The following is a 21744-nucleotide window of genomic DNA, read 5'->3' as shown; positions in this document are numbered from 1 at the left end:
GAATGCGGTAGGGTAGGTATCATGCACGAGCATCTGGACGCACTCGAACAACGCATGCATCAGCTGCAGCAGGCCATGCGGCGCGCCCAACTGGCCCGTGACAGCGATCAGGTCAAGCAACTCCGTGACGAGCTGCGGCGCGCCCAGCGCGCCTGGGACGCCCTCTTCGCACAGACTGAAGAGGGCGACGAGGACAACGCTCTCGACACCGGTGAGAGCGGCGCTGCGCGGTCTGCCGCTCCTGCGGAGCCGCAAACCTTGCTGCCCGCACGCGAACAGGTCCACCAGGTCCTGACCCTGCTCGCCGTGCCTGCCGCCCCCAAGCTCATCAGCACGGTCCATGAAGCTTTCTTCGCGGGCGCTCTGGCACCCTCCCGGCTGACCAGCCTGCGCCGCGACGAAGAGCGCTCCTACCGCAGCGCCCCCGGCGCCCGCCCCTACTACCTGTGCCCGGCACTCACCTTCGACCTGCTCTCACCCGCCCGCGGCCTGCTCACCGTCAGCACCTGGTCCCTGGAACAGCGCATCGTCGGCCCCCTCAGTGCCCGGGTCCACTTCCTCACCAGTGCCCTCAACATCGCGGCCGCCGCCGAACGCCTCGACGCGGACACTCTGCCGCTGCCCGCCCGCCAGCTCCTCGCGCGCTACGCCCAGAACATCCCCGGCGCCCAACCCCCCATACAGCAGTCCAGCCCAGCCGACGCACCTCTCGACCTCGCACTGCTGCGCCGCGCCGCTGAGGACGAACTCACCCTGCACACCGAAAGCGACACCACCAGCCGCAACCAGGCCGCCGCCCGGGCACGCAGCCAACTCGACGACGTGGCACTGCTGTTCGGAGGGTCCTTTCAGTCCGCCCGCCGCCTGCGCTCCGTTCCCTGACCGCCTGCGCCCCGTCCCTGCAAGGAAACATCGTGAGTCTGCTCGACGACCGGCTTGCCGCACTGCGCGGTCCCGTCTCCGCCAAAGGGCACGATGCCCGCACTCTCGCGGCCCTGACCACCAACCCCGGCTGCAACCGCCGGGCACTGCTGGACGCTGCCGGGGTCGACAAGGATGCCATCGCCGTCCACCTCGGCAAACCTCGCCCGCTCGCCAAATCCTCCATCGCCATGCGAAACGGAGCCACCTTCGAACAGCAGGTCAAGGCAGACGGCTGCGCCGAACTGCTGCGCCTGCTGCGTGACGTCCTGAAACTGCCGCTGCCCGAAGCCGCTCACACCGACCTCGCAGTCGTCGGCACCCAGGACGCCTCCCATCAGATCCGCTACACCCACACCCGCAACGCCGTTCTGGAAGCAGCCCGTTCCACCAGCCCCGCCCGCACGCTGCTGGACCACCCCATCCTGCAGCTGACCATCGCCGGCCACCCCGTCTACCTCGAGCCCGACGTCGTCGCCTTCCAGATCGACGGCGTCTTCCACATCATCGAGATCAAGTCCTTCGCCATCGTCGACGACCAGGCCAGCCCGGTGAAAGTGGCCGCCGCCGTCACCCAGGCCGCCGTCTACATCCTCGCCCTGCGCGAACTCCTGGAAAAGGAAGGCTTCGACCGCGACAAGGTCTCCCACAACGTCATCCTTGTCACGCCCCGCAACTTCACGCGCCAGCCCACCGCCAAGATCGTCGACGCCCGCAAGAAAATCGCTGCCCTCACCCGCCAGTTCAACCGGCTCACCCGCATCGAGCCGCTCCTCGATGCACTGCCTGCCCGCACCACCTTCGATCTCGCCCTCGACCAGGACGAGCGGCCCACCCGCGATCCCAAGGAACTCACCGCAGCCCTGCAGGCCACCACCACCCGCTATACCCCCGCCTGCCGCTACTTCTGCGACCTGGCCTATGTCTGCCGCGGCGAAGCCCGCGACGACGGCCTGATCGACGTCCTGGGCAGCGACATCTGCGATGACCTCGGCGGCGTCGACCACATCGGCACGGCCCTGCGCCTCGCCGACGGCACCCGTGAGCCCGCCGCAGACCAGACCGACCTGGCCGCCGCCCTCCAGCACGCGCACACCGTCCGTGCCCAACTGCGGGAGTCCGCATGAGCCGACTGTCCACCCTGCTGCGCCTCGAAGCTGCCGAGACAGGAACAGCGCAGGACGCCAGCATGGTCAGCCACTTCCACCTCACCGAGCAGCCGCTGATCTTCCTGCCGCTCAACCGCTCCGGCACCGAAGCTAACCCTCTGGCCGTCATGTTCGGTGACGATCCGGCCAGCCCTCACCTCCTCGTCGCACCGCCCAGCGGGCGGCCCACCGCATTTCGGGAAGAGCTGGCCGACCGGATCCTCACCTACATCGACAGCTTCCAGAACACCGAACACCTGCCCGTGAAAGGCAAGAAGCCCTCTCGTGAACGTCACACCCACGCCCCTCAACTCCTAGTCGCCAACCGCAAGTCGATCCCCTACATCCAGCGGCTGGGCCGTGCCCTGCGCTTCACCGACTCACCCGACGGCGCCGACCTGGACCGCAGCGTCGGCCGCTTCGGCCAGTGGCTCACCTTCTTCGCCGACCACGCCGAACACCCTGGCTCCGCGTTTCTGCTGCCCCTGACTGACCTGCTCACCACCCGCTGGATTACCGGCCAGAGCCGCATGGAGGACGAACACCTGGCAGCCCTCCTCGCCTGGATCGACCCTCCCCCCGGCACCACAGGCCTGGACGCCGCCCTTGATGCCGAAAACCCCCAACTGCCCGGCCCCGACGGCCAGCTGCACCGACCCGCTGGCCCCGCCACCGACCCGTCCTTCGACAGCTTCGAACTCGACCCCCTGCTGACGGCCTACGACGACGCCGCCAAAGAGGGCAACACCGCCGCGATGCTCCGGCTCACCGACCGGCTGCACACCCTCCTCCACGACTACCTCAAGCCCACTTGGGACGACACCTGGCACGCTCTTGGCCTGCTGCGCAGCCTGCCCCAGACCCAGGACGCCCAGCGCCGCTGGGCCTCCGACCGTGACCGCTTTACCGCCTACAGCACCTACCTCGCCGAGGACGGACGCCCGCAGCCCATCAAGGACGACGCCGTCTCCGCGGCTCGCCGGCTCGCCCGCATGGAACTGGCCCAGGGCGCCTTCGACGCCCACCGCGCCCTGGAAGACCCCTTCTTCATGGCCGAACGGCGCACCACCGGAGAAGCCCTCACCGGCACCGTCACCGACGTCGATGCCCACCACACCATCCCCGGCGCCAGAAGCCCCAAGCTCCGCCCGCGCCTGACCCTGCACACCACCGACCCGGTACGCCTGGACACCGGACACCTCCTCGCCGGACCCCACAATCCCCGCGTCCACCTCGCCGTCCGCGCCATCACGCCCCGCGGCCGGGGAACGGACCTCCTCCTGGAGGTCACCACCCTCACCGGCACCGTCAACAAACCCAGAACCGACTCCGTCCCCGCCGTCGGCGACACGCTCGAGCTCACCTTCGCCCCCGAGTTCTTCAGCCGGCCCCCGTTCCCCAGCCGCGAGAACACCCCCTGGACCCACGGCGGGCCCCAGCACAACCACCCTGCCGCCGCCCTGGAGCAGACTGAGGAGCCCCAGCCGTGACCCAGACCTCGAATCCACCCGCGGAACTGGCCAACGCCGCCGTCAACAGCATCCTCACCGCACTCACCGTCGGCGCCGACCAGCCCCTGGTCGTCGACTCGCCCCCGGGCGCAGGGAAGTCAACCCTCGTCGTACGCGCCGCCCGTACCCTCGCCGCCGCCGGTGAACGATGCATCATCGTCGCCCAGACCAACCACCAGGTCGACGATCTCCTGATCAGCCTCGCCGACCCCGAAGCCCCCCGGCTGCGCGTGGGACGTCTCACCGGAGGCACCTACGAGGCGCCCGAAGAAATCCTGTCCCTGACCGACACCATCATCAGCAAGGACATCAAAGACGTCCTCCCCTGCGACGTGATCATCGCAACCGCCATGAAATGGGCCTACATCGACGGACCCCGATGGCAGTGGGCCATCATCGACGAGGCCTACCAGATGCGCTCCGACGCCCTCCTGCTGATCGCCAAGCTCTTCGACCGCGCCCTCCTTGTGGGCGACCCCGGACAGCTCGACCCGTTCTCCATCGTCAGCACCCCCCGGTGGACCGGGCTGCCCCACGACCCCCTGAACAACGCCGTCACCGTCCTGACGAACCACAACGACGCCACCATCCACACCCTGCCCGTCTCCTGGCGCCTTCCCCCCTCGGCAGCCGGCCTCGTCTCCCGAGCCTTCTACCCCTTCACCCCCTTCCACCCCGGCACAGCCCCCGCCACCCGCACCCTCACCCTTACCACCCCAGGACTGCACGACCCCTGCGACGCCACCGTCGAGGAAGCCGCCCGCACCGGCTGGGCCCTGCACGAACTCCCACCCCGGCACACCGCACCCATCGACGCCGAGGCCGCCCACGCCACCGTCGCCCTAGCCTCACGCCTCCTGACCCGCGGAGCCGACGCCGTCTGCGAGAAGCATCCCGACGGCCGCCGCCTTCAGCCAGCCGACATCGCCATCGGCACCGCACACCGCGAACAGGCCCGCCACATCCAGCAACTCCTCAACCGCACCCCCCACACCCGAGGAGTACGCGCCGACACCGCCAACCGCCTGCAGGGCCGCGAATTCGCCGTCACCATCGTCCTGCATCCCCTCTCCGGCCGCCGCGACGCCTCCGCCTTCCACCTCGAAGCCGGCCGCCTGTGCGTACTGGCCTCCCGTCACCGCCACGCCTGCATCGTGGTAGCCCGCGCCGGCATCATCGACCTCCTCGACCGCCACCCCTCCAACGACCCCGTTCCTCTTGGCGTCCCTGCCAAGTTCCCCGACGGCTGGGAAGCCCACCAGCACGTCCTCGAACACCTCTCGGAGCACCGCATCCCCGCCGCCTGACCACCCCCCTTTCTGGAAGCCGCCCACTGCCCATGGCACCCACCGAGCTGACACTGCGCCCTCACCAAAGGGACGCGGTCGCCGCAGTCACCCGGAACTTGACCCAGCACCCCCGCACGAGCGTGATCGCCGCCTGCGGCACCGGAAAGACCCTGATCGCCGCCCGTACCGCCGCACGCATCGCTCCACGCGGCCGTGTCCTCGTGCTGCTGCCAACGCTGGACCTGCTGTCGCAGACGATCCGCTCTTGGCGCCAGGCCGGACGCAAAGGCACCGCCATCGCGGTCTGCTCCGCCCGCCAGGCACTCGACCACGAACCGCTTGGCGCCGACGTGCCCCTCACCACTGACCCTGCAGACCTGGCCGCTCTCACTACATCCCAGCCCGGCACGGTCACGGCCTACGCCACCTACGCCTCCCTGCCCGCCGTGATTGCCGCCCACCGCGACCACCACCTGCCCGCCTGGGACCTGATCGTCGTCGACGAGGCCCACCGCACCGCCGGCCGCCTCGGCAAGGCCTGGGCCGCCGTCCACCACGACGACCAGGTCCCCGCCACACGCCGCCTCTACCTGACGGCCACCCCCCGAGTCTGGGACCCCGGCGATAGCCAGGGCGAAGACACCGACGCGGTGGCCTCCATGGACGACGAGACCCTCTTCGGCCCTGTCGCCTACCGGCTCACACTGTCCGACGCCATCGACCTCGGTCTGCTCGCCGACTACCAGATCCTCGTGCCCGTCGTCAGCGACGCAGACCTGCGCGACTGGCTCGCCACCGGCCCCGGCGCCGGCGTCGACGGACTGCGCCTGGCCGGCCGCCAAGTCGCCGCCCTACGAGCCATCCACGATCACCAGCTGCGCCGCATCCTCACCTTCCACCACCGCGTCGCAGAAGCCCGCGCTTTCGCCACCACCCTGGCCGATACCGCCGCCACCCTGCCCACCGGCCTGCGCCCGCAAGGACTGTGGGCGGACTGGATCAGCGGAAGCCATACCCCCCAGGTCCGCCGCCGACTGCTGCTGGAGTTCGCCTCCCACACCGACCCCCACACCCCAGCCGTGCTGTCCAACGCCCGCGTGCTGGGAGAAGGCATTGACGTGCCCTCCATCGATGCCGTCGTCTTCGCCGACCCCAAGAACAGCCCGGTCGACACCGTCCAGGCGGTCGGCCGAGCCTTGCGCCAGCAACCAGGCGCCAGCAAGAAGGCAACCCTGGTCGTCCCCGTCTACCTCACCCCCGGCGAAGACCCCGACGACCTCCTCGGCGCCGACGCCTACACCCCCCTCTGGCACACCATCCAGGCCCTACGCGCCCACGACGACCGGCTCGAAGCACGCCTGGCCGACCCCCGAACCCACCGTCCCACCACGCCCGCGCAGGACCCCGAGGCGTGGCTGCACTTTGACCGCCCCACCCAGGCCGAGGAGGTTGCTCTCGCTCTCTCCCTGCGAGTGCTAGCTCCCAAGAGCGCCGAATGGCGCCGCGGTCTTGCCGCCGCCCGCCACTACCACCGCGACCACCACCACCTCGACATCCCCCAGGCCTACGAAGACGCCACCGGCTACCCCCTGGGCCGCTGGCTCACCTGGCAGCGCCACCTCCACACCACCAGTGCCCTCGATGAAGCCCGCACCCGCGCCCTGGAACGCATCAACATCATCTGGGACCCCCGGAAGCAGGCCTTCGACCGCGGTCTGGCCCACGCCGCGGCGTACACCGCCCGGCACGGCCATCTCGCAGTGCCGGTCGAGTACGTCCATGACGGCTTCCCCCTGGGCCGCTGGCTGGCCACTCAGCGCACCCGCGCCGCAGGCCTCGCTGAAGAACGCGCCGCCGCCCTCACCGCCTTGGACCCGTGGTGGAACCCGCCCTGGCCCCTGGCCTGGCAACGGACCTATCACGCCGCGCGCATAGGGTCGGACAACGTCGGGACGGCGGACGCGGGAGAGTGGTTCAAGGCTCAGTGGGCCCGCGCCGATGGCCTACACCCCGGGCAGCTCACTCTCCTGTCTCAAGTAGGAGATGCCCCGAAGCCGGCGCCTGGCTCCCCAGCGAGCGCCCGACTGCCTGCGCGGGAACGCGCCTTCCGGCGCGGGGTGGCCGCCGCACGGTCCTTCCTCGAGCGGGAAGGCCATCTCGACGTGCCCCAACGCCATATCGAGAACGTGAATGACGAACCTGTGAGGCTGGGGCAGTGGCTGAGCAACCTGCGCCGACGCCGCTCCAGCCTTGATGCGCATCGCCAGGCGCTGCTCGCCGAACTCGGCCTGTAAGCACTTGGCATCCGCCTCGTGGGCCGTGAGCCCGGCAGACTCGGGCACGTCACAGGCGGCGGGTGCGACGCTCTCGGCAACCTCCGCCAATACGTCACCAGCCTCTGACTGAACGACGCCTTCCACGTCACATCGAACAAATCCTCGAATGTGAATCAGGGTGTACATGTTCGAATTTCTGTGAGTGCAGGGAGAGGGGCGGGGCTCGACGAGAGTGACTTGTTTCGTTCCTGCTCCGGGTGGTTGCTCTGGGTGGCCCACTGTCGGGTGGTGGTCGTCAACAGCGCGGTCGAGCCGCAGTGCCGCAGCCATTTTGCCAGCGCAGAGCGTCAATTCCGTGATCATTAGAGGAATCGAAAACCTGCTGCGGTGCAAATTTCTGAGAAGTCTCACTGATCTCTGGAGAGACGTTTTCCAGTCATTCCAACCGGTGCTTACGTCTAAGTTCGACAGTTCCCTGGACGGATTGTCAGAGGCGGCATCTAGCTTTTCAGGAGATGTAATGCGGCTCCCTGAGGGTGCTGCATTCGCATGTCCTGATGTCTTCGAGGGGGTTGGCATTGCGTTCACGGTTGTGGTGGAAGGAGGTCGTACCGGACGACTGGTACGTGTTCGGGACGCCCGATGGCCTCGTGAAGGAGCGGTACCTGGCGCTGCTGGCGGCCCTAGAGGAGCTGTCCACCCGGGGGCCGATGGCGACGCTGTCGGACATCACCACTCGGCTGAAGACAGTCGGGTACCACGATCCTCTGTCCGAGAGCGAGCTGCGCGAGCGTCTCGACCAGTTGAAGCATTGGGGGTTCGCCGAGCCGTTCCGCGACTACGCGGCACCCCTACGTACCCTGCAAGGCCTGTCCGCACGTGAGGAGACCTGGGCGCTGACGCGACGCGGGCGGGGTATCGTCGCCGCAGTCCGCAGCGCCGTCGTCGACGTGGTGCGCGCCCTGCAACTGCCCAGCCGTCTTCTGGACCAGGTGACGGACACGCTGCGCGAGATCCTCGACCACCTGAAGAACGATCACGGGCGCCTGCCCGGTGATCTGGAAGACGTACGTACGCGCATCGACGAACTGCAGCGGGTGACAGCCGACTTCTACGCGGCTCTCGCGAAAATGGTGCAGTCCGATGTGACCGACGACGACGTGTTCGGCGAGAACCGCGACCGCGTCGTTGAGGCGCTACGCCAGTTCCCCCGCGAGTACGGGCGCGGCCTGCCGCGAGTCGAAGCGGCGCTCGCCGAGCTTCGCACTGCCGGACTCGCCTCCACGGTGGAAGCCGCCGCTGAGCATGCCGGACTACTGAACGCCGCCGACCAGCAACACTGGATCGACGAGCGGATCCGCCGCCTCACCGACCTGGAGGCCTGGTTCAAGTCCGATGGCACCGTTCACCGGCTGATTGACTCGGCCAGCGGCGCCGTGCACACCCTGCTCGTCGCCATCGACCGCCGCTACATGGCCCGTCGCCGCGGCAGCGACCTCGGCGTCGACTTCCGTGGCCTGGCGCACAGCCTGCACCGGCAGCCCGACGACGCCGAGGCCCGCCGGGTATACGCGGCCGCGTTCGGCGACTGGCCTTCCTGGCACGCGGTCACCGGCACGGCAGAGGAGGACGTCGCCCACGGCACTCCCGCTCGGGCAGGCGCCAGCCGCTACCAGGCCGAGGTCACCCTCAGGGAGCACGAGCGGCACGGGGCCTCTACCGGACGGCCCCGCAAAGTGCCCGACACCACTGCCGACCGAGCGGCCGCGTACGCGGATGCACAGGCGGCCGCCCAGCGCCGCCGACGCTTCGCCGCCCTGCTCGCCACCGACGGTGAAGTCGGCCTCGACTACCTTGCCCGACTGCCGTTCGACGCGGCGCTCATCCTGCTCAACGCTATCGAGGTCGCGCTCAGCCAGTACCGCCCCGAGGACGGAAGCGGATGCGCCGCCGTCGACGAGGCCGGCCTCGAAGTCATCGTCAGGCCCGGCGAATCCCACGCCACCGTCACCGTCCACCTTGCCGAAGGACGCCTCTCAGGCCCCGACCTCCGGCTGACCGTCACAGCGCAGAGCGCCACGCCCGCAGCACTCAGGTCCGCCCCCGTCCACCCAACCGATCCCGATCGGAGCGTGGCATGAACGACCCCTTGCTGCTCGACCCCGATCTACGGGAGAGCGCCCGTCTGCTCGCCGCGACCGGGCGTCTGGCGATCGAGAAGGACGCCGAGCACTACCGGACGGCCGTGCAGCACCGCCATGCCCTGGCCGAGTACTTCCGCAGCGAACTGGGCTGGACGGTGGAGTTCCACGAAGTCGCCGGTCTGGTTCGCCTGCACAAGCGGCGAACCGATGTCCCCTGCGACCGCGGCCCGCGACTTGCACGGGACCGGCAACCGCTCGCCGGCACCCTGGTCATGATCCTCGTCTGCCTTGCCTGCGAACAGCTATGGCGCCGCCCCCGGATGAGCGTGCGCGAGCTCCTGCAAGCCATCGCCCAGGTCTGCGCCACCGACAGCACGGACGGACACCTGCCGCCCTTTCCCGTTGTCGCCACCGGCAACGTCAGCAAGCAAGAAGCACTCCACAACCGCTACAGCCTGGGCGACGCCCTCAAAATCCTCGTCGCCGAAGGCACTGTCACTGTCGACGCCGACCTTGACCGAGCACTGGCCGACGACAACGGCGACCTCGTCGTCACCGCCTCCCGCGACCGTCTTGCCGCCAAGTTCTCCTCACTACCCCCCACCCTCCTCGAACTCGACAGCCTGCCGGCCAGCCAGCACGCCGCAGCCCTGTCCACGGAATCCCTCCTCGACCACACCACCCGCACCCCGGACAGCGCCCCCACCCTGGAACAGCGACGTCTGAACGCCCTGCGGCGACTCGTCGACGACCCCGCCACCGACCCCCTCGGCGACACTGGCGACACCACCCCCTACCTGCACACTCTGACCGGACGCGAACGCGCCCTCAACGTCGTCGCTGCCCTTGGACTGTCCGCGACCGTGCGCCGCGACTGGTGGCAGATCACCGACCCCAGCGGCCAAGCCACCGGACTCGACTTCCCCAACGGCCGCCGCACCGAACGCCAGGCTGCCCTCGCCCTCCTGGCCACCCTCCCCGACCGTGACGACCCCAGCGCCCCGCTGACCCTCACCGACATCACAGAACTGTTCACCGAGTTACGCGCCCGACAGCCCCGCTGGGCCGCTTCCTACGCACGCATGCCCGCACTGGCCCAGGCTGCCACCGCCGAACTCACCCGCGTCGGACTGCTCATCCCGCGGCCGGACGTCCCGGACACGTGGCTGCCCACACCCGGAGTGCATCTGTGGCGCGTCCGCGTGCGCCAGCCCACCCCGCCGCCCGACACCGCCTCACCGGGATCCGACACCGCCGCCCCCCGGGCGACCGGAACCGCTCCCACCCTCGACACCGTGCAGCAGGCCAGCCAAGGAGACGACCGATGAGGCCCGTCGAGCAGACCGCCCCGGACCCAGTTCTGACAGGCGCCAGCATTCCAGACATCGGCACCCCCGGCGCCGAAGGCCGCTGGCAGCCCACACGCGCCGGCATCGTCAACTCCTGGGCCTGGGCAAGCGAAGAGCTGTACTTCTCCGACGGCTGGCTCGCCCTCGTCGGCCCCAACGGATCCGGTAAATCCCTCACCGCCTCCATGCTGATCACCGTCCTGCTGGACGCTGACACCTCCCAGACCGCCCTGTCGGTATCCGGCAAAGCCGCAGGCACCCTCACCAGCCGGCACACCGACTTCAACGACCGTGAGGACCGCACCGGCATCTGGTGGCTCGAGTACGGCCTGCACGATCCCACCAGTGACACCACCCGGCACATGACAACAGGTCTGTGGCTGCGCGCCACCGCAGGCAACCTGCATCGCGCGTTTTTCCTCACCCCCGGCAGAGTCGGCACCGACCTGATGCTGGAACACGACCGCGAACCCGTCCGCCTGGACGCCCTCGCCGGCCAACTCGCCGCCTGTCACGGTGAGATCTTCACCGACTCCCGAACACTGCGCGGCTCCCTCAACCAACTCGCCCCACAGGACGAGAGCGCCTACCGCCAAGCCGTCCGCACCCGACTGTTCGCCCCGCTCAACGAGGTCCAGTACGAGGCGCTGCTCGCCGTCCTGCGATCCTTGCGCAGCGTCCGTACTGCCGAGAACATCACCCTCGCCCGCATGAGGCAAGTCCTCACCGATGCCCTCCCCGCGCTCGACACCGACAACCTCACCCAGGTCGCCGAGGCTATGGAACGCATCTCCGAACTCGAGACCAAACTCGACCGTACCCACCAGGAAGCCAAACTCCTGGAAGGAACCGACCGCAGCTACCGCCGCTACCTGCGCACCGTTGCTCAGGTGGAAGCCGCCGCCCTCACCGCTGCCAACACCGAGTTCGACGATCTTGCCCGCGACCTCAAGAAGGCCAACGACCAACTCGACACCGCCCGCGAAGAATCCCGGGAAGCAGCCGGCGAGTACACCCGCGCTCAGAGCGACATCGCCCGCGCCCGGGGACAACTGTCAGCAGACGACACCCTGCTGACAGAACACGCCGGCGCCGAACTACCCCACCGCGAGGAACGCGCTCGCGACCTCGCCGCTCAGGCCGAAGCCGCACAGGAACGCGCCCAGACATCTGAGACCGACGTCGAGGAGGCACTCGGAAAAGCCACCAGCAGCCGCAAGGACGTCGAAGCGTCGCAGGCCCAGCTCCGCCGGATCTGCGACGACCTCCGCGCCAGTGCCAGCGCCGTGGGAGCCCACAGCGCCTGCGAACGCCTCCTGACAGCCTCCGACACCCTTGCCGCAGCCGACCACGACACCGCACCCGTCCTGGACACCGGATCCCTGTGCAGCCGCCCACTCGCGTGGGCGGAAGACCATCTACGCCAGATCCAGACCGTCGACAGAGCCCTCAGCGCCTATCAGAGCGCACAGAACAACCAGCGCACCGCCGCAGACGAACAACGTGCCGCCACCGACGCGGAGCACACCCGCCGAGAGGAAGCCGACCAAACCACGAGCCGACGCCGACACACCGAGAACGAACTCTTCGCCCAGCTCCACACCTGGCAGGACAGCGCGCCATACCTCGGCCCGCTCCCCGAGGAGCTGGCCGATCCGGCCCTCAGCGACGAGCGCACCGACACCGGCCAGCTCCTCACCTGGCTCTCAGCCACCGCCACCCGCGCCCGCGCGCACATCGACCTGGCCAGCCACCAGGAGAGGGCGACCGCCGACGCCGCCCTCGCCCGCGCCGCAACCGCCACCGCAGAGCAGGCCCGCCATCGGCACACCACAGCCCAGACCACCGCCGACAAGGCAGCCGCCGCACACCAGGCCGCCCTCCGGCAGGCACAGACCGATACACAGGCCGACGAAGCGCGCCAGACCCAGGCCCACCATGACCATCACGAAACCCGCAGCCGCGCCCAGGCCGCGCTCGATGCAGCCGAGCAGGCCCTTGCCGAAGCCGACACGACCGTCCTCCGGGCGATCCATGACTGGCTGGGCCTCGTCCACACCTGGCGCGCCGGCCTCGTCCACCTCGCCCCCGACGACCTCACCGTGCCCGACACCACTGCAACCGCAGCCGACCTGAGCGCTGTGCGCCCCACCGACCTCACCCTGGCAGCGGTGCGCGCCCACGCCCACGCCGCAACACGTCTCCAGGGCCACGCCGAAACCGCCGCTCGACAGGTCCACACCGCCACCGCCACCGTCACCGAGCTGACCGACAAACTGCATCTGGCCCAGCAGACAGCCCCCCTGCCTCCGTCACCCTCCTGGCGCACCCGCACACCCGAGGACGGCGTCCCCCTCTGCGAACTCGTCGACTTCGCCCCCGGCCTTTGCGCCGCCGACGCAGACCGCCTCGAAGGAGCACTTCTGGTGGCCGGCCTCCTCGACGCCCTGGTCACCCCCGACGGTCAGGTGCGCGACGGTGACCTCACTCTTACCCCTGCCACCCCGGCCGCGGGCCGCACCCTGGCTGACCTGCTGGTCGTCGACGACCACCCGGCCATCGAGGCCACTCGGATCCGGGAGATCCTCGCCGCCATCCCCGTCGACACGCCCGGCAGCGACCCTGTTGCCGGCCGACTGGCCCACGGTGTCCTCACCGCCAGCGCCCCCACCGGGTACCAGTCCGCCTTCATCGGCCGCACCACCCGCGAGAAGATCCGCCGCCAGAGGGTCAAACGCATCGAAGACGACCTGGCCGCCGCACGTCTCACCCTCCAAACGGCCGAGGAACACCTGGCACGCTGCCACCAGGACATCACCGACGCCGCCGAGGAACGCGACACTCTCCCGCCCGCCACACGAGTTGACGAAGCCCGCTCCCACGCTGCCGACCAGCGCACCACTGTGCAAACACTCCAGCAGCGCACCGCGACGGCCCTGGCCCAAGCCGACCAGGCCCTGGAGCGTGTGCTCGCCGAACTCGGTGCCGCAGCAGCCACCCGCGCCGCCACCGTCGCCACTGCCGTACTCACCCACGACCACGCCCGCAGCAACGCACAGCAGGCCGCAGATGACGCCCAAGCCGCCGCAGAGACAGCGGCTGAACAAGCCGCCACCGCCCAATCCAGTGCCGATGCCCGCACCCGCGCCGCCGACGCACAACAGGCGGCCGACACGGAACAGACAGCCTTTCCCCTTCAGGAGATCGAGGCCGTCGACGCAGCCCACAGTGCCGAGGACACAGCCGAACAACACCTCAATCAAGCTCGCGCCGACGCTGTAAAAGCCACCACCCGTCACGAAGACGCGGGCAAGGCCGTCACCCAGGCCCTGCGCGCACTCAACCGCGCCGCAACGCTGCCCGGAGGCGACCTGCTGCGCACCGAAACGAAATACCTCGACGACCGCAGAGAAGCAGTCGCCCGACTCGTCGGCCATGTCCAGGTTTGGGCACCGGCCTCCCATCGAGTGAGCGACCTGCTCAAAAGGGCGGACAGCGACCGTCAGGCGCTCGACGAACGCCACACCCGCCACACCCGAGCTGAGCAAGAAGCCTCCCGGCTCCGGCGACGCGCCGAGGAAGAAGCCGCCCATGTCGCTGAAATGCGGACCCTATACGGCGCGCAGTACGAAGAACTGCGCGCCCGCCGGGACACTACTGCCGACCAACTTCACCGGGCCGAAGAACACGCAGAGCGGTGTCTCACCCGCCGGCAAGAAGCAGAAAAGCAGGCCAGCTCCGCCCAGACCGCCCGGGAAATGGTGGCTCCACGCAGGGAGGCCGCCGAACGCAACCGGGACGTGTGCCTGGCCCGCCTCGGACGTCTGGCCGACGAACACCTCGCCGTTCTTCCCGACGGCCTGCCCACCGACAACGGCCGCCCGGCCAACCTCACCGCAGGCCTGGCCTGGGCTCGACACCTGCTCACCGACACGTCCGTCGGCACCGACCGACACCAGGCCCTGGAACGGCAGCGCGACCGCGACCTGAACGCACTGGAAGCCGCCGCCCGCAAGGCCAGCGCCGGTCTGACAGGATTTGACCGCCAAGTCACCGTGGTGGGCATCGGCGACACCCCATGGCGACGCGCCGTCGTCGCCGATCCTGCAGCCGTGCGCGGCGAAGACGTCTCCACCACCGTCCACGACCTCAAAGCCACCGCCGCGCAACTCGAGAACGACCTGCGCGCTGACGTCAAGCAAGTCCTCAAGACCAGCCTGTTCACCCGGCTCCAACGCGACATCCAAACGCGCCGCGAGGCAGCCGTCGAACTCGTCAACAAGATTCGCCACACTCTCAAGGACGTCCGCACCGGCGTCGCCCAAGTCGGCGTCCAGGTCGAATGGGACGTCCGGCCCAACGATCCCGAAGCCCAGCACATGGTGGAACTCATCGCCCGTCCGCCCGCCGACGACACCTTCGAAGCCATGTACGAAGCACTGCGCCAGCGCATGAAGGAAAAGACCGGCGAACCCTGGGCCGAACGCGTTGCCCACACCTTCGACTACCGCACCTGGTACGAGTGGACAATCTCCGTTACCCACTCCTCCTTCGAGGCCGCCGGCAAAGAAAAATTCCGCGAGATCTCCGTGCGCTCCAACCCCCTCGAAGGCCTCTCCACCGGCGAGCGACGTCTGGCCACCATGCTGCCCCTCCTGGCAGCCGCATGGTCGATGTACTCCACCAGCGGCTACACGGGCCCCCGCCTGCTCTCCATCGACGAAATCGACGCCGCCTTCGACGAAGCCAACCTGCGCAAGGTCTTGGCCCTGCTGCGCTCCTGGAACTTCGACGTCCTGGCCACCGCCCCAGACATGACCCCCTTGATCAAACGCGAAACCGAGCGCGCCATGATCCACCAGGTCCTCACCAGCGGACGCCGCCGCATCACCGTGCCCTGGCTGTGGCACGGCCACGGCGAACCTCAGCCTCTCACCCTCGACCTCACCCCGGCCCAGCCCGAGGAGGCGCCGTGACCGCCGACCTCGCACTCCTCGCTGCCGACCCCGAACTCGCCCCGCTGTGGCAAGCCATCCACAACCGCCTCAGCGCCGGCACCGAGCCCACACGCATCGTTGCCGTCACCGTGCCCGGCCTCACCCCCGGTGCCGTGGCCGCCCTGCGATCCTGGCTCGACACCTCCGAACAGCGCCGCCGCGGACGCACCAGTGCACCCCACACCGACCGCGGCACCAAAGTCCCCCTGCAGCCCCTCCTCCAAGCCCTCGGCCTGCCCACCGACGACCTGCAGGCTTTGGTCGAAAACGCAGTCGGCCGCCCCGTCGTCAACCGCAAGCAAGGCCGCCGTGACGTCGACACACTGCGCCAAGACCTCGACCACTATGCGGCCACCCACCTGCCCCACCTGCCCCGGCTGCGAGCCAGACTCCTCATCGGAACAGACCAGACCACCGAGCCTGAGACACGCCGCCTCATCGACGCCCTCGCCTCCCTCACACGCCACCTGCCCCACACCCCGCCCCGAGCCCTGGCCAAACTCGCCCACGACCACGCCGGCGACCCGCACTACTTCGACCCCGCCACCCTGCCCGGGCAACGCCTCATCTCCGCCGTTGCCGAACTGACCGGCCGACCCGAACCCACCCGCCCCGACCACATCCGCGCCCTGCTCGCCGACCACGGCATCCTCGCCGACAGACTCTCCGCGACCGTTCTGCTCCACCACGTTCGAGCTCTCGGCGACGGACCCATCGACCGGCGGCTCAACGAGGCCACCACCCCCGTTGCCCTCAACCTCCTCGACCTCACCAACACCCCGCCCCGGCTAGCCCCACAGACCCTCACTGTCGTCGAGAACCCCTCCGTCCTGGAAGCGGCGATGGAACACACCAGTACGCGGCCGATCGCCTGCACCAGCGGCCAGCTCCGCGCCGTCGACCACGCCCTCCTCCAACTTGCAGCAGACCAGGGACTGCAACTCCGCTACGCAGGCGACCTGGACGGCGCCGGCCTGCACATTGCCGCGACGGTGCAGCAGATCTACGGAGCAGAACTCGTCGCTATGGATGCCACCCTGGTCAGGGAGGCAGGCAGCCTGCCATCCAGCGTCCCTCTCGGACTCCTGCCGAGCAGTTGTGCCCCTGCGCTGGCCGCCCAACTGCGTGCGTCAGGACGCGTCCTCTATCAAGAACACGACACTGTGCTCACGTACCTCCTTGACCTGGTGCCCCCGGAATCGGGCACGCCACGCTCACCTTCGTAGCGGGGTGGGGGGGGGTGTCCGGATGACCGGGACGGTCGGCAGTGTGACCCGGCAGCACTACGACGGCTGGTCAGGCCGGGGCGGGACTGGGTCGAGACGATGAGTGGCGTCCAGTGGCAGCTCCGGGACGCCGGTCTGGAGGTCGAGCTGATGCGCTCCTACGGGGGCGCGAACCCGTCGGGAGACCGGTGGCCGGCGTGCCCAGGCGCGGAGCTTGCACAACCAAGGGTTCGTGCTGACGGAGGCAGGCAGGCTGACGGAGGCCGCCGACCTGTACGAGAGGGCTGCCGCTCTCTTCCAGGATGTGGGGGACTTCGGAGGACAGATTTACGCTCTGGAGGGCAAACGAAATGCCGAGCCGTCGCGCCCGCTTCCGTTGCAGCGCCCCGAACACGGCTGGCTCGGCGGCGCCGTTCAACCACTGGAGCCAGTGAACGTCCGGCCGCGAGGCTGCGCCGGGCTCTTGGAGGACCGTGCGCCAGGTGCGGGCGCGGGGCACGAGTTGGAGGTCGTCGTCGACCTCCAACTCGGACTGCGCGCTGTTACAGAGGCAGTCCCTAGTGCCACATCAGGTGGGGACTCGTGCGGTCGTCGTCGGTGAGGGTCCGCTCACCCACATGACGTGTGGCGCCTCCGGTGAAGTAGCCGCGGTGGGCGGCCCACAGGTCGGCGTAGAAGTGCCGGAAGACGAAGTCGGCGAAGCGTCCGACATGCATGGGGGCGGCGCACGCGATCCGGCAGTGCGCCGAGTTGATGGTCAGATGGGAGGCGGGGTGCCCCGGTCTGGCGGAGTCGGGGTCGTAGTCGAAGCGGATGGCCGAGTGCAGGATTATGCTGGTGGGGGTGTCTGCCACGTAAATATCGACGACGTCCAGCAGAGGCTCGACGCGGACCAGGTCCGGATCCATGCGGTAAGGCGCCGGTATGTAGGCGAGCCGGTGGCCGGTGATCTCTCCTCCTTCCACGTCGTAGGTGAGCTGCAGGAGCGCCCCGTCGAAGAGGTAGGCGGAGAACGCGCCGGCAGTCACCCACCGGCGGTAGTCCTCCAGTCCGGGATCCCCGCGGTGGGTGAGGAAGGGCACGCTGGGATCCAGCGAGTGCCAAGAGACTCTGGTGCCGTCGACGGACACCGTGTTGATGTAGACGGCGATCTCTGCCGCGAGCAGGTAGTCGAGCAGGTTGTTGATGTCGTCGCGGACGGCTCTAGGCGTCGTCACCCGGCAGCTCTTCCCTCAGCTTGGTGATCAGACGCGTACGGAGGGCAGGGGGGATGTCCTCGAGTTCGATCTCTTCCGCCTCGTAGGCCTCCATGAACATCTGCAGGCCTTCGGTGGCTCGCCTTACCGAGCGGCGATTCTCGGCGGAGTGCTCGCGGTTGACCCGGCGCATCCGGTCCAGTGCGGGGCGGCTGGGGATCGTGAACTCCAGCTCGAAGTCCTTTTCCCGGACCCTGGCGATCTCGTTTGAGATCACGTCCATGTCACTGCCGTAGCCGACGATGCGCACCCAGGCTCGGCTGCGGGTGATGGCGGTGAAGAGAGTGTTGCGGCGGGTGACGGCGTTGTAGTCGCGGGCCGCGTACTGGGCGTCGATGACGTAGACCATCGGCGCCTCGTTGCCCTTGGCGCGGAAGATATGGGCCAGGGCGACGGAGTCCTTGACGAAGACCGTGTCCGCGCTGGTGCTGACACCCACCAGATGCGAGGGAATACCGTGCTCGCGCAGAGTCCGCATCAGCCGGGGCGCGCGGGATTTGGCGCGGTAGACGTCGGGCAGGACGATCAGGATGTCGTCGTGCTCCAGCTCGTCCGCGGCGAGGTTCTGCTGGATCTGCTGGGCCACCCAGATGTCCTGCGCTTCCTGGCTGTCGAATCCCTGCATGACGACGGCGTCGTCGATCGTCAGCTGCTCGCGGAAGTACGCGGGTGCGCTGTCGTGCTTGCGCCTGAGGGCGACATGGGAGCCGAGGGCCAGTTCACCGCGCACCGTCTCGTAGCCGATGTCGGCCCACAGGTCCGGGTCGGCGAAGTGCTGCAGAAGGCCGCCCTCTCGGTAGACACCGATGCCCAGGGCATGTGCGGTGGCCAGAGCCCACGGGGTGTTGCGGTAGCAGACCGGCAGGACGACGTCCTTTCTCGGTTCCTTGTCCCGGTTGGCGATGCTGACCAGGCTTTCCCCCTCGGGGCCGGTGCCGAAGAGCTCGTCCGTGCTGGGCATCGCCGATTCGGACAGTTTCTGTAGCTCGTCGTAGCCCCACACGATCCGTTTGGGGCCCTTGGTGAAGTGATAGATGAGCTGGAAGAACTCGGGGGGCAGGTCCTGGGCCTCGTCGATGAGGACGACGTCGAAGATGGGGTCGGGACGGGTTTCCTTGACGATCGTCAGCAGTTCGCGGCAGACCCCCTGGAAGGCGTCGTCCATCCCGTACGTGGCGCGTGCGTAGTTCCAGTCGCGGGCTGTGGTCCCGGCAGCGCGAGCCATTTCGCTGTAGAGGCCGGCCCGTGAGGCGGAGCCCCACGAGTGCATGATCTGCAGGTAGTCCTCGTCAGGACGGTCGTTGCTGAACTCGAACGCGAACCGGGTCACGAGGTTGTAGATCTGCTCGTGCAGCGCCCTGGAGTAGTACGTGAACGCGATGCGCCAATCTGGGTGCTGGGTGTGCAGGTAGGCGGCCTTCAGCGCCAGGACCACGGTCTTGCCCGACCCGGCCAGACCGCGGATGCGCTGCGGTCCTTCCGGCGTCTCGATGGCAGCCTGCTTCTGCCATTGATCCAGGTTCGCTATCCCCGCCTCAATGACCTTTAGGACGGCGCCGCGCGAGGCATCGTCCTGCACCGCGGCGCGCTTCTTGACCGGTTTCATGGTCGTCACACGCTGCAGCGCCGCCTGCACCGCCCGCTCCAGGGATTCATCCAGCCCCGGCAGCTGCTCGATCTGGGCGGCCACATCCTGCAGGTCGCAGTAGATGCTGCCCTCGGCGTCGGACGCCGGAGCCTCCACCGGCCCGGGAAATACAGTCACCGTGGTGATGTCCACCGCGAGTGAACGGCGTCGGCGCAGTGTGCCGTGTTTGCTGAGAGTGCTGTCCAGCACGTCGTAGAGCCGGTCCTGACGCGCTTGCGCCTCTTCCCACTCCGCCGCATCCTGGGGGATCGACTCCGGCAGCAAGAACGCGACCAAGCCGTGAGCCCGGCTGATCATCAGGGCATCCACCTCGACGGTCTCGTCCGCTGTGGCCAGCACCGGATAGCCGAGATACACCGTCCCCTCGTCCGCCACTTCCCGCAGCTGGTCCGCCAGCGACGAGGCACGGATGCGATCCCGGCTCTCGCCGTACACCACCTGCAGAGACATACGCGACGCAACTTCCTCGATGTCGGAGTGAGGTCCTGCCCGGCCCCCGGGCTGCGGACCCCTCATCCTAGTGACAGACATGACGGTACAAACACGCCGCTCCGGCCGCAGTCAACCGTCCTGCGCACAGCCGGGGATCGCGGCCAGGTAGGCTCGGCCGGCCGGGGTGAGGCGGTACTGCCAGGCACTGGCGTCCTCGATGTAGCCGTGCCCGGCCGAGCTCAGCCGAATGGCCGCCACACGGCCAATCGCGATCTTGGCAAGCGTCTGATCCGGGGCGGCGGCGACCGCCTCAAGGGCCACATGAAGCCACACCGGCAGCATCGAGGGACCGGTGGCCTGCTCAGGCGGTGCCGGACACAGCCCCCGCGGCCCGCCCGCTGCGGGTGAGCCGGACCTGGGTGTGCCAGACCAGGCTGCCGGGGGAGTCCTGCGCCACCCGCCGCAGCTCGATCAACCCGCGGCGCTGCAGGGCGGCCAGTGTGGCACCGGCGCCCGCGTCCAGGACATGGCGCTGCCCCAACTGCTGCTGGACCGCAGTGGCTTCGGCCGCCGGGTGGTCGACGCCGTAGGTGATCCACCGCCACTGCTCGGCCGGCTGGCGTGCCACCTGCGGTTCTGCGCAATCTCGTTGTCCTGGTCGATCGTGAACAACATCTCCAGATAGATCCGTTGGCGCCCGTTCAAGCCTGGCGAACCACCGCCCGCACTACCCGACTGCTCGCCGTGCGGCGTGGGCGGCGTCACGAGGATTCCAGCTGATGGGAGGGCAGCAGCGCGCTGCCGAGCTTGTAGGCCAGGGCCTCCACCCAAGACCGGCTCCGGCAGATCAGCCCGCCGCGCACACCGCCATCCCAAGCAGCGTCACGCGCCAGCTCCCGCCGCACGGCACGATGACGCGTCACGACACCCTTCAGCCGGGAGCGCGTTCCCAGAGCCACCTTCACCGTCATAGAAACCAAACCCTCATCAGCCATAACCCCAGACTCCCAGAAAGCTGCACCCCGGCACACCGCAACCCTCCGAGGCACCAACCACGCAAGAACCTGGTACGCCGTCAGGCGTCCAACCCGCCACACGCACACAAACCCACACAACGACAGAGACAACCCCCAAGCCACCACGAGAAACAGACACTTACTCAACCCGGCGCCAGCCGGGCACCCACTCCCGCGCTCCCCGGCAGGGGAGCTGCAGAACGCAAATAACTGTGCAACCACCCCGTTATGACATCACTGGCGCCGACAGGCGCCAGCACCTCAACCCCAGGCTTCAAACTTCCTCCTTCCTCCCCGCCAGGGGAGGGGCCGTCACTTACCCCGTCCTGCCGCCAGGCAGGACACCATCCTCGCTTAGCGGGCCGCCAGGCCCGCCAACACCCACAGAAACCAACCAAGTTGGCCCGCCAGGGCCAACCCTCGCACCGTACCCACAGTCGTGCCGTCAGGCACGACGACAGCACTTAACGGGCCGTCAGGCCCGTAGTTGGCCGCCAGGCCAACTTAAGAGCCATTAGGCTCTCCGCCCCC

Annotated in this window: 14 protein-coding genes; 9 read left to right on the top strand and 5 right to left on the bottom strand. The window is 68.8% G+C overall.

Features of this window, described 5'->3' with window-relative positions:
- The first annotated feature begins 21 nt into the window (after positions 1-21).
- The 9 genes from ACWCQK_RS36650 to ACWCQK_RS36610 all read left to right on the top strand — a co-directional run bounded on the left by ACWCQK_RS36650 (position 22) and on the right by ACWCQK_RS36610 (position 16861).
- Positions 22-882: a hypothetical protein gene (locus tag ACWCQK_RS36650; RefSeq protein ID WP_451162681.1), complete on the top strand. Its 861-nt coding sequence runs from the start codon at positions 22-24 to the stop codon at positions 880-882.
- Positions 883-914: 32 nt separating this feature from the next.
- The gene (locus tag ACWCQK_RS36645) at positions 915-2048 is read left to right on the top strand and encodes a hypothetical protein (protein WP_451162679.1); all 1134 of its coding nucleotides are present in this window, start codon (positions 915-917) and stop codon (positions 2046-2048) included.
- Positions 2045-3559, top strand: coding sequence for a hypothetical protein (locus ACWCQK_RS36640; RefSeq protein WP_451162677.1), 1515 nt, complete (start codon positions 2045-2047; stop codon positions 3557-3559). The genes ACWCQK_RS36645 and ACWCQK_RS36640 overlap by 4 nt, the downstream gene beginning before the upstream one ends.
- Complete coding sequence (locus ACWCQK_RS36635) at positions 3556-4887, top strand: AAA domain-containing protein (RefSeq protein WP_451162675.1); 1332 nt, start codon at positions 3556-3558, stop codon at positions 4885-4887. Before ACWCQK_RS36640 ends, ACWCQK_RS36635 begins: the two co-directional genes overlap by 4 nt.
- A 32-nt stretch (positions 4888-4919) precedes the next feature.
- Complete coding sequence (locus ACWCQK_RS36630) at positions 4920-7163, top strand: Helicase associated domain protein (RefSeq protein ID WP_451162673.1); 2244 nt, start codon at positions 4920-4922, stop codon at positions 7161-7163.
- A 572-nt stretch (positions 7164-7735) separates the two neighbouring features.
- Complete coding sequence (locus ACWCQK_RS36625) at positions 7736-9286, top strand: DUF2397 family protein (protein ID WP_451162671.1); 1551 nt, start codon at positions 7736-7738, stop codon at positions 9284-9286.
- Entirely contained in the window at positions 9283-10617 is a 1335-nt protein-coding gene (locus ACWCQK_RS36620) for a DUF2398 family protein (protein ID WP_451162669.1), read from the top strand. Before ACWCQK_RS36625 ends, ACWCQK_RS36620 begins: the two co-directional genes overlap by 4 nt.
- Positions 10614-15614, top strand: coding sequence for an SbcC/MukB-like Walker B domain-containing protein (locus ACWCQK_RS36615; RefSeq protein WP_451162667.1), 5001 nt, complete (start codon positions 10614-10616; stop codon positions 15612-15614). The genes ACWCQK_RS36620 and ACWCQK_RS36615 overlap by 4 nt, the downstream gene beginning before the upstream one ends.
- Positions 15611-16861 (top strand): DUF2399 domain-containing protein, encoded by a 1251-nt coding sequence (locus ACWCQK_RS36610; protein ID WP_451162665.1) that lies wholly within the window; start codon positions 15611-15613, stop codon positions 16859-16861. The genes ACWCQK_RS36615 and ACWCQK_RS36610 overlap by 4 nt, the downstream gene beginning before the upstream one ends.
- Before the next feature lie 557 nt (positions 16862-17418).
- Here ACWCQK_RS36610 and ACWCQK_RS36605 read toward each other — a convergent pair.
- From ACWCQK_RS36605 to ACWCQK_RS36585, 5 genes are all read right to left on the bottom strand, one after another.
- Positions 17419-18078 carry a DUF2290 domain-containing protein gene (locus ACWCQK_RS36605; RefSeq protein WP_451162663.1) on the bottom strand — a complete coding sequence of 220 codons (660 nt, stop codon included), beginning with the start codon at positions 18076-18078 and terminating at the stop codon, positions 17419-17421.
- The gene (locus tag ACWCQK_RS36600) at positions 18065-20215 is read right to left on the bottom strand and encodes a DEAD/DEAH box helicase (protein ID WP_451162661.1); all 2151 of its coding nucleotides are present in this window, start codon (positions 20213-20215) and stop codon (positions 18065-18067) included. Before ACWCQK_RS36600 ends, ACWCQK_RS36605 begins: the two co-directional genes overlap by 14 nt.
- 111 nt (positions 20216-20326) lie before the next feature.
- Positions 20327-20539, bottom strand: coding sequence for a hypothetical protein (locus ACWCQK_RS36595; protein ID WP_451162659.1), 213 nt, complete (start codon positions 20537-20539; stop codon positions 20327-20329).
- 19 nt (positions 20540-20558) lie between these two features.
- Complete coding sequence (locus ACWCQK_RS36590; protein WP_451162657.1) at positions 20559-20825, bottom strand: hypothetical protein; 267 nt, start codon at positions 20823-20825, stop codon at positions 20559-20561.
- Between the two features lie 133 nt (positions 20826-20958).
- Entirely contained in the window at positions 20959-21168 is a 210-nt protein-coding gene (locus tag ACWCQK_RS36585; RefSeq protein ID WP_451162655.1) for a hypothetical protein, read from the bottom strand.
- Positions 21169-21744: the final 576 nt, after the last annotated feature.

This window comes from Streptomyces sp. NPDC002306, from assembly GCF_053593435.1.
The sequence above is the reverse complement of the archived record's forward strand: the minus strand, read 5'-3'. Positions and strand labels throughout refer to the sequence as shown.

Bases quoted from the DNA above. Each gene is read 5' to 3' on its own strand.
- ACWCQK_RS36650 (WP_451162681.1), top strand. From the start codon at position 22: ATGCACGAGCATCTGGACGCACTCGAACAACGCATGCATCAGCTGCAG.
- ACWCQK_RS36640 (WP_451162677.1), top strand. From the start codon at position 2,045: ATGAGCCGACTGTCCACCCTGCTGCGCCTCGAAGCTGCCGAGACAGGA.
- ACWCQK_RS36630 (WP_451162673.1), top strand. From the start codon at position 4,920: ATGGCACCCACCGAGCTGACACTGCGCCCTCACCAAAGGGACGCGGTC.
- ACWCQK_RS36620 (WP_451162669.1), top strand. From the start codon at position 9,283: ATGAACGACCCCTTGCTGCTCGACCCCGATCTACGGGAGAGCGCCCGT.
- ACWCQK_RS36615 (WP_451162667.1), top strand. From the start codon at position 10,614: ATGAGGCCCGTCGAGCAGACCGCCCCGGACCCAGTTCTGACAGGCGCC.
- ACWCQK_RS36600 (WP_451162661.1), bottom strand. From the start codon at position 20,215: ATGTCTCTGCAGGTGGTGTACGGCGAGAGCCGGGATCGCATCCGTGCC.
- ACWCQK_RS36595 (WP_451162659.1), bottom strand. From the start codon at position 20,539: ATGCTGCCGGTGTGGCTTCATGTGGCCCTTGAGGCGGTCGCCGCCGCC.
- ACWCQK_RS36585 (WP_451162655.1), bottom strand. From the start codon at position 21,168: ATGACGGTGAAGGTGGCTCTGGGAACGCGCTCCCGGCTGAAGGGTGTC.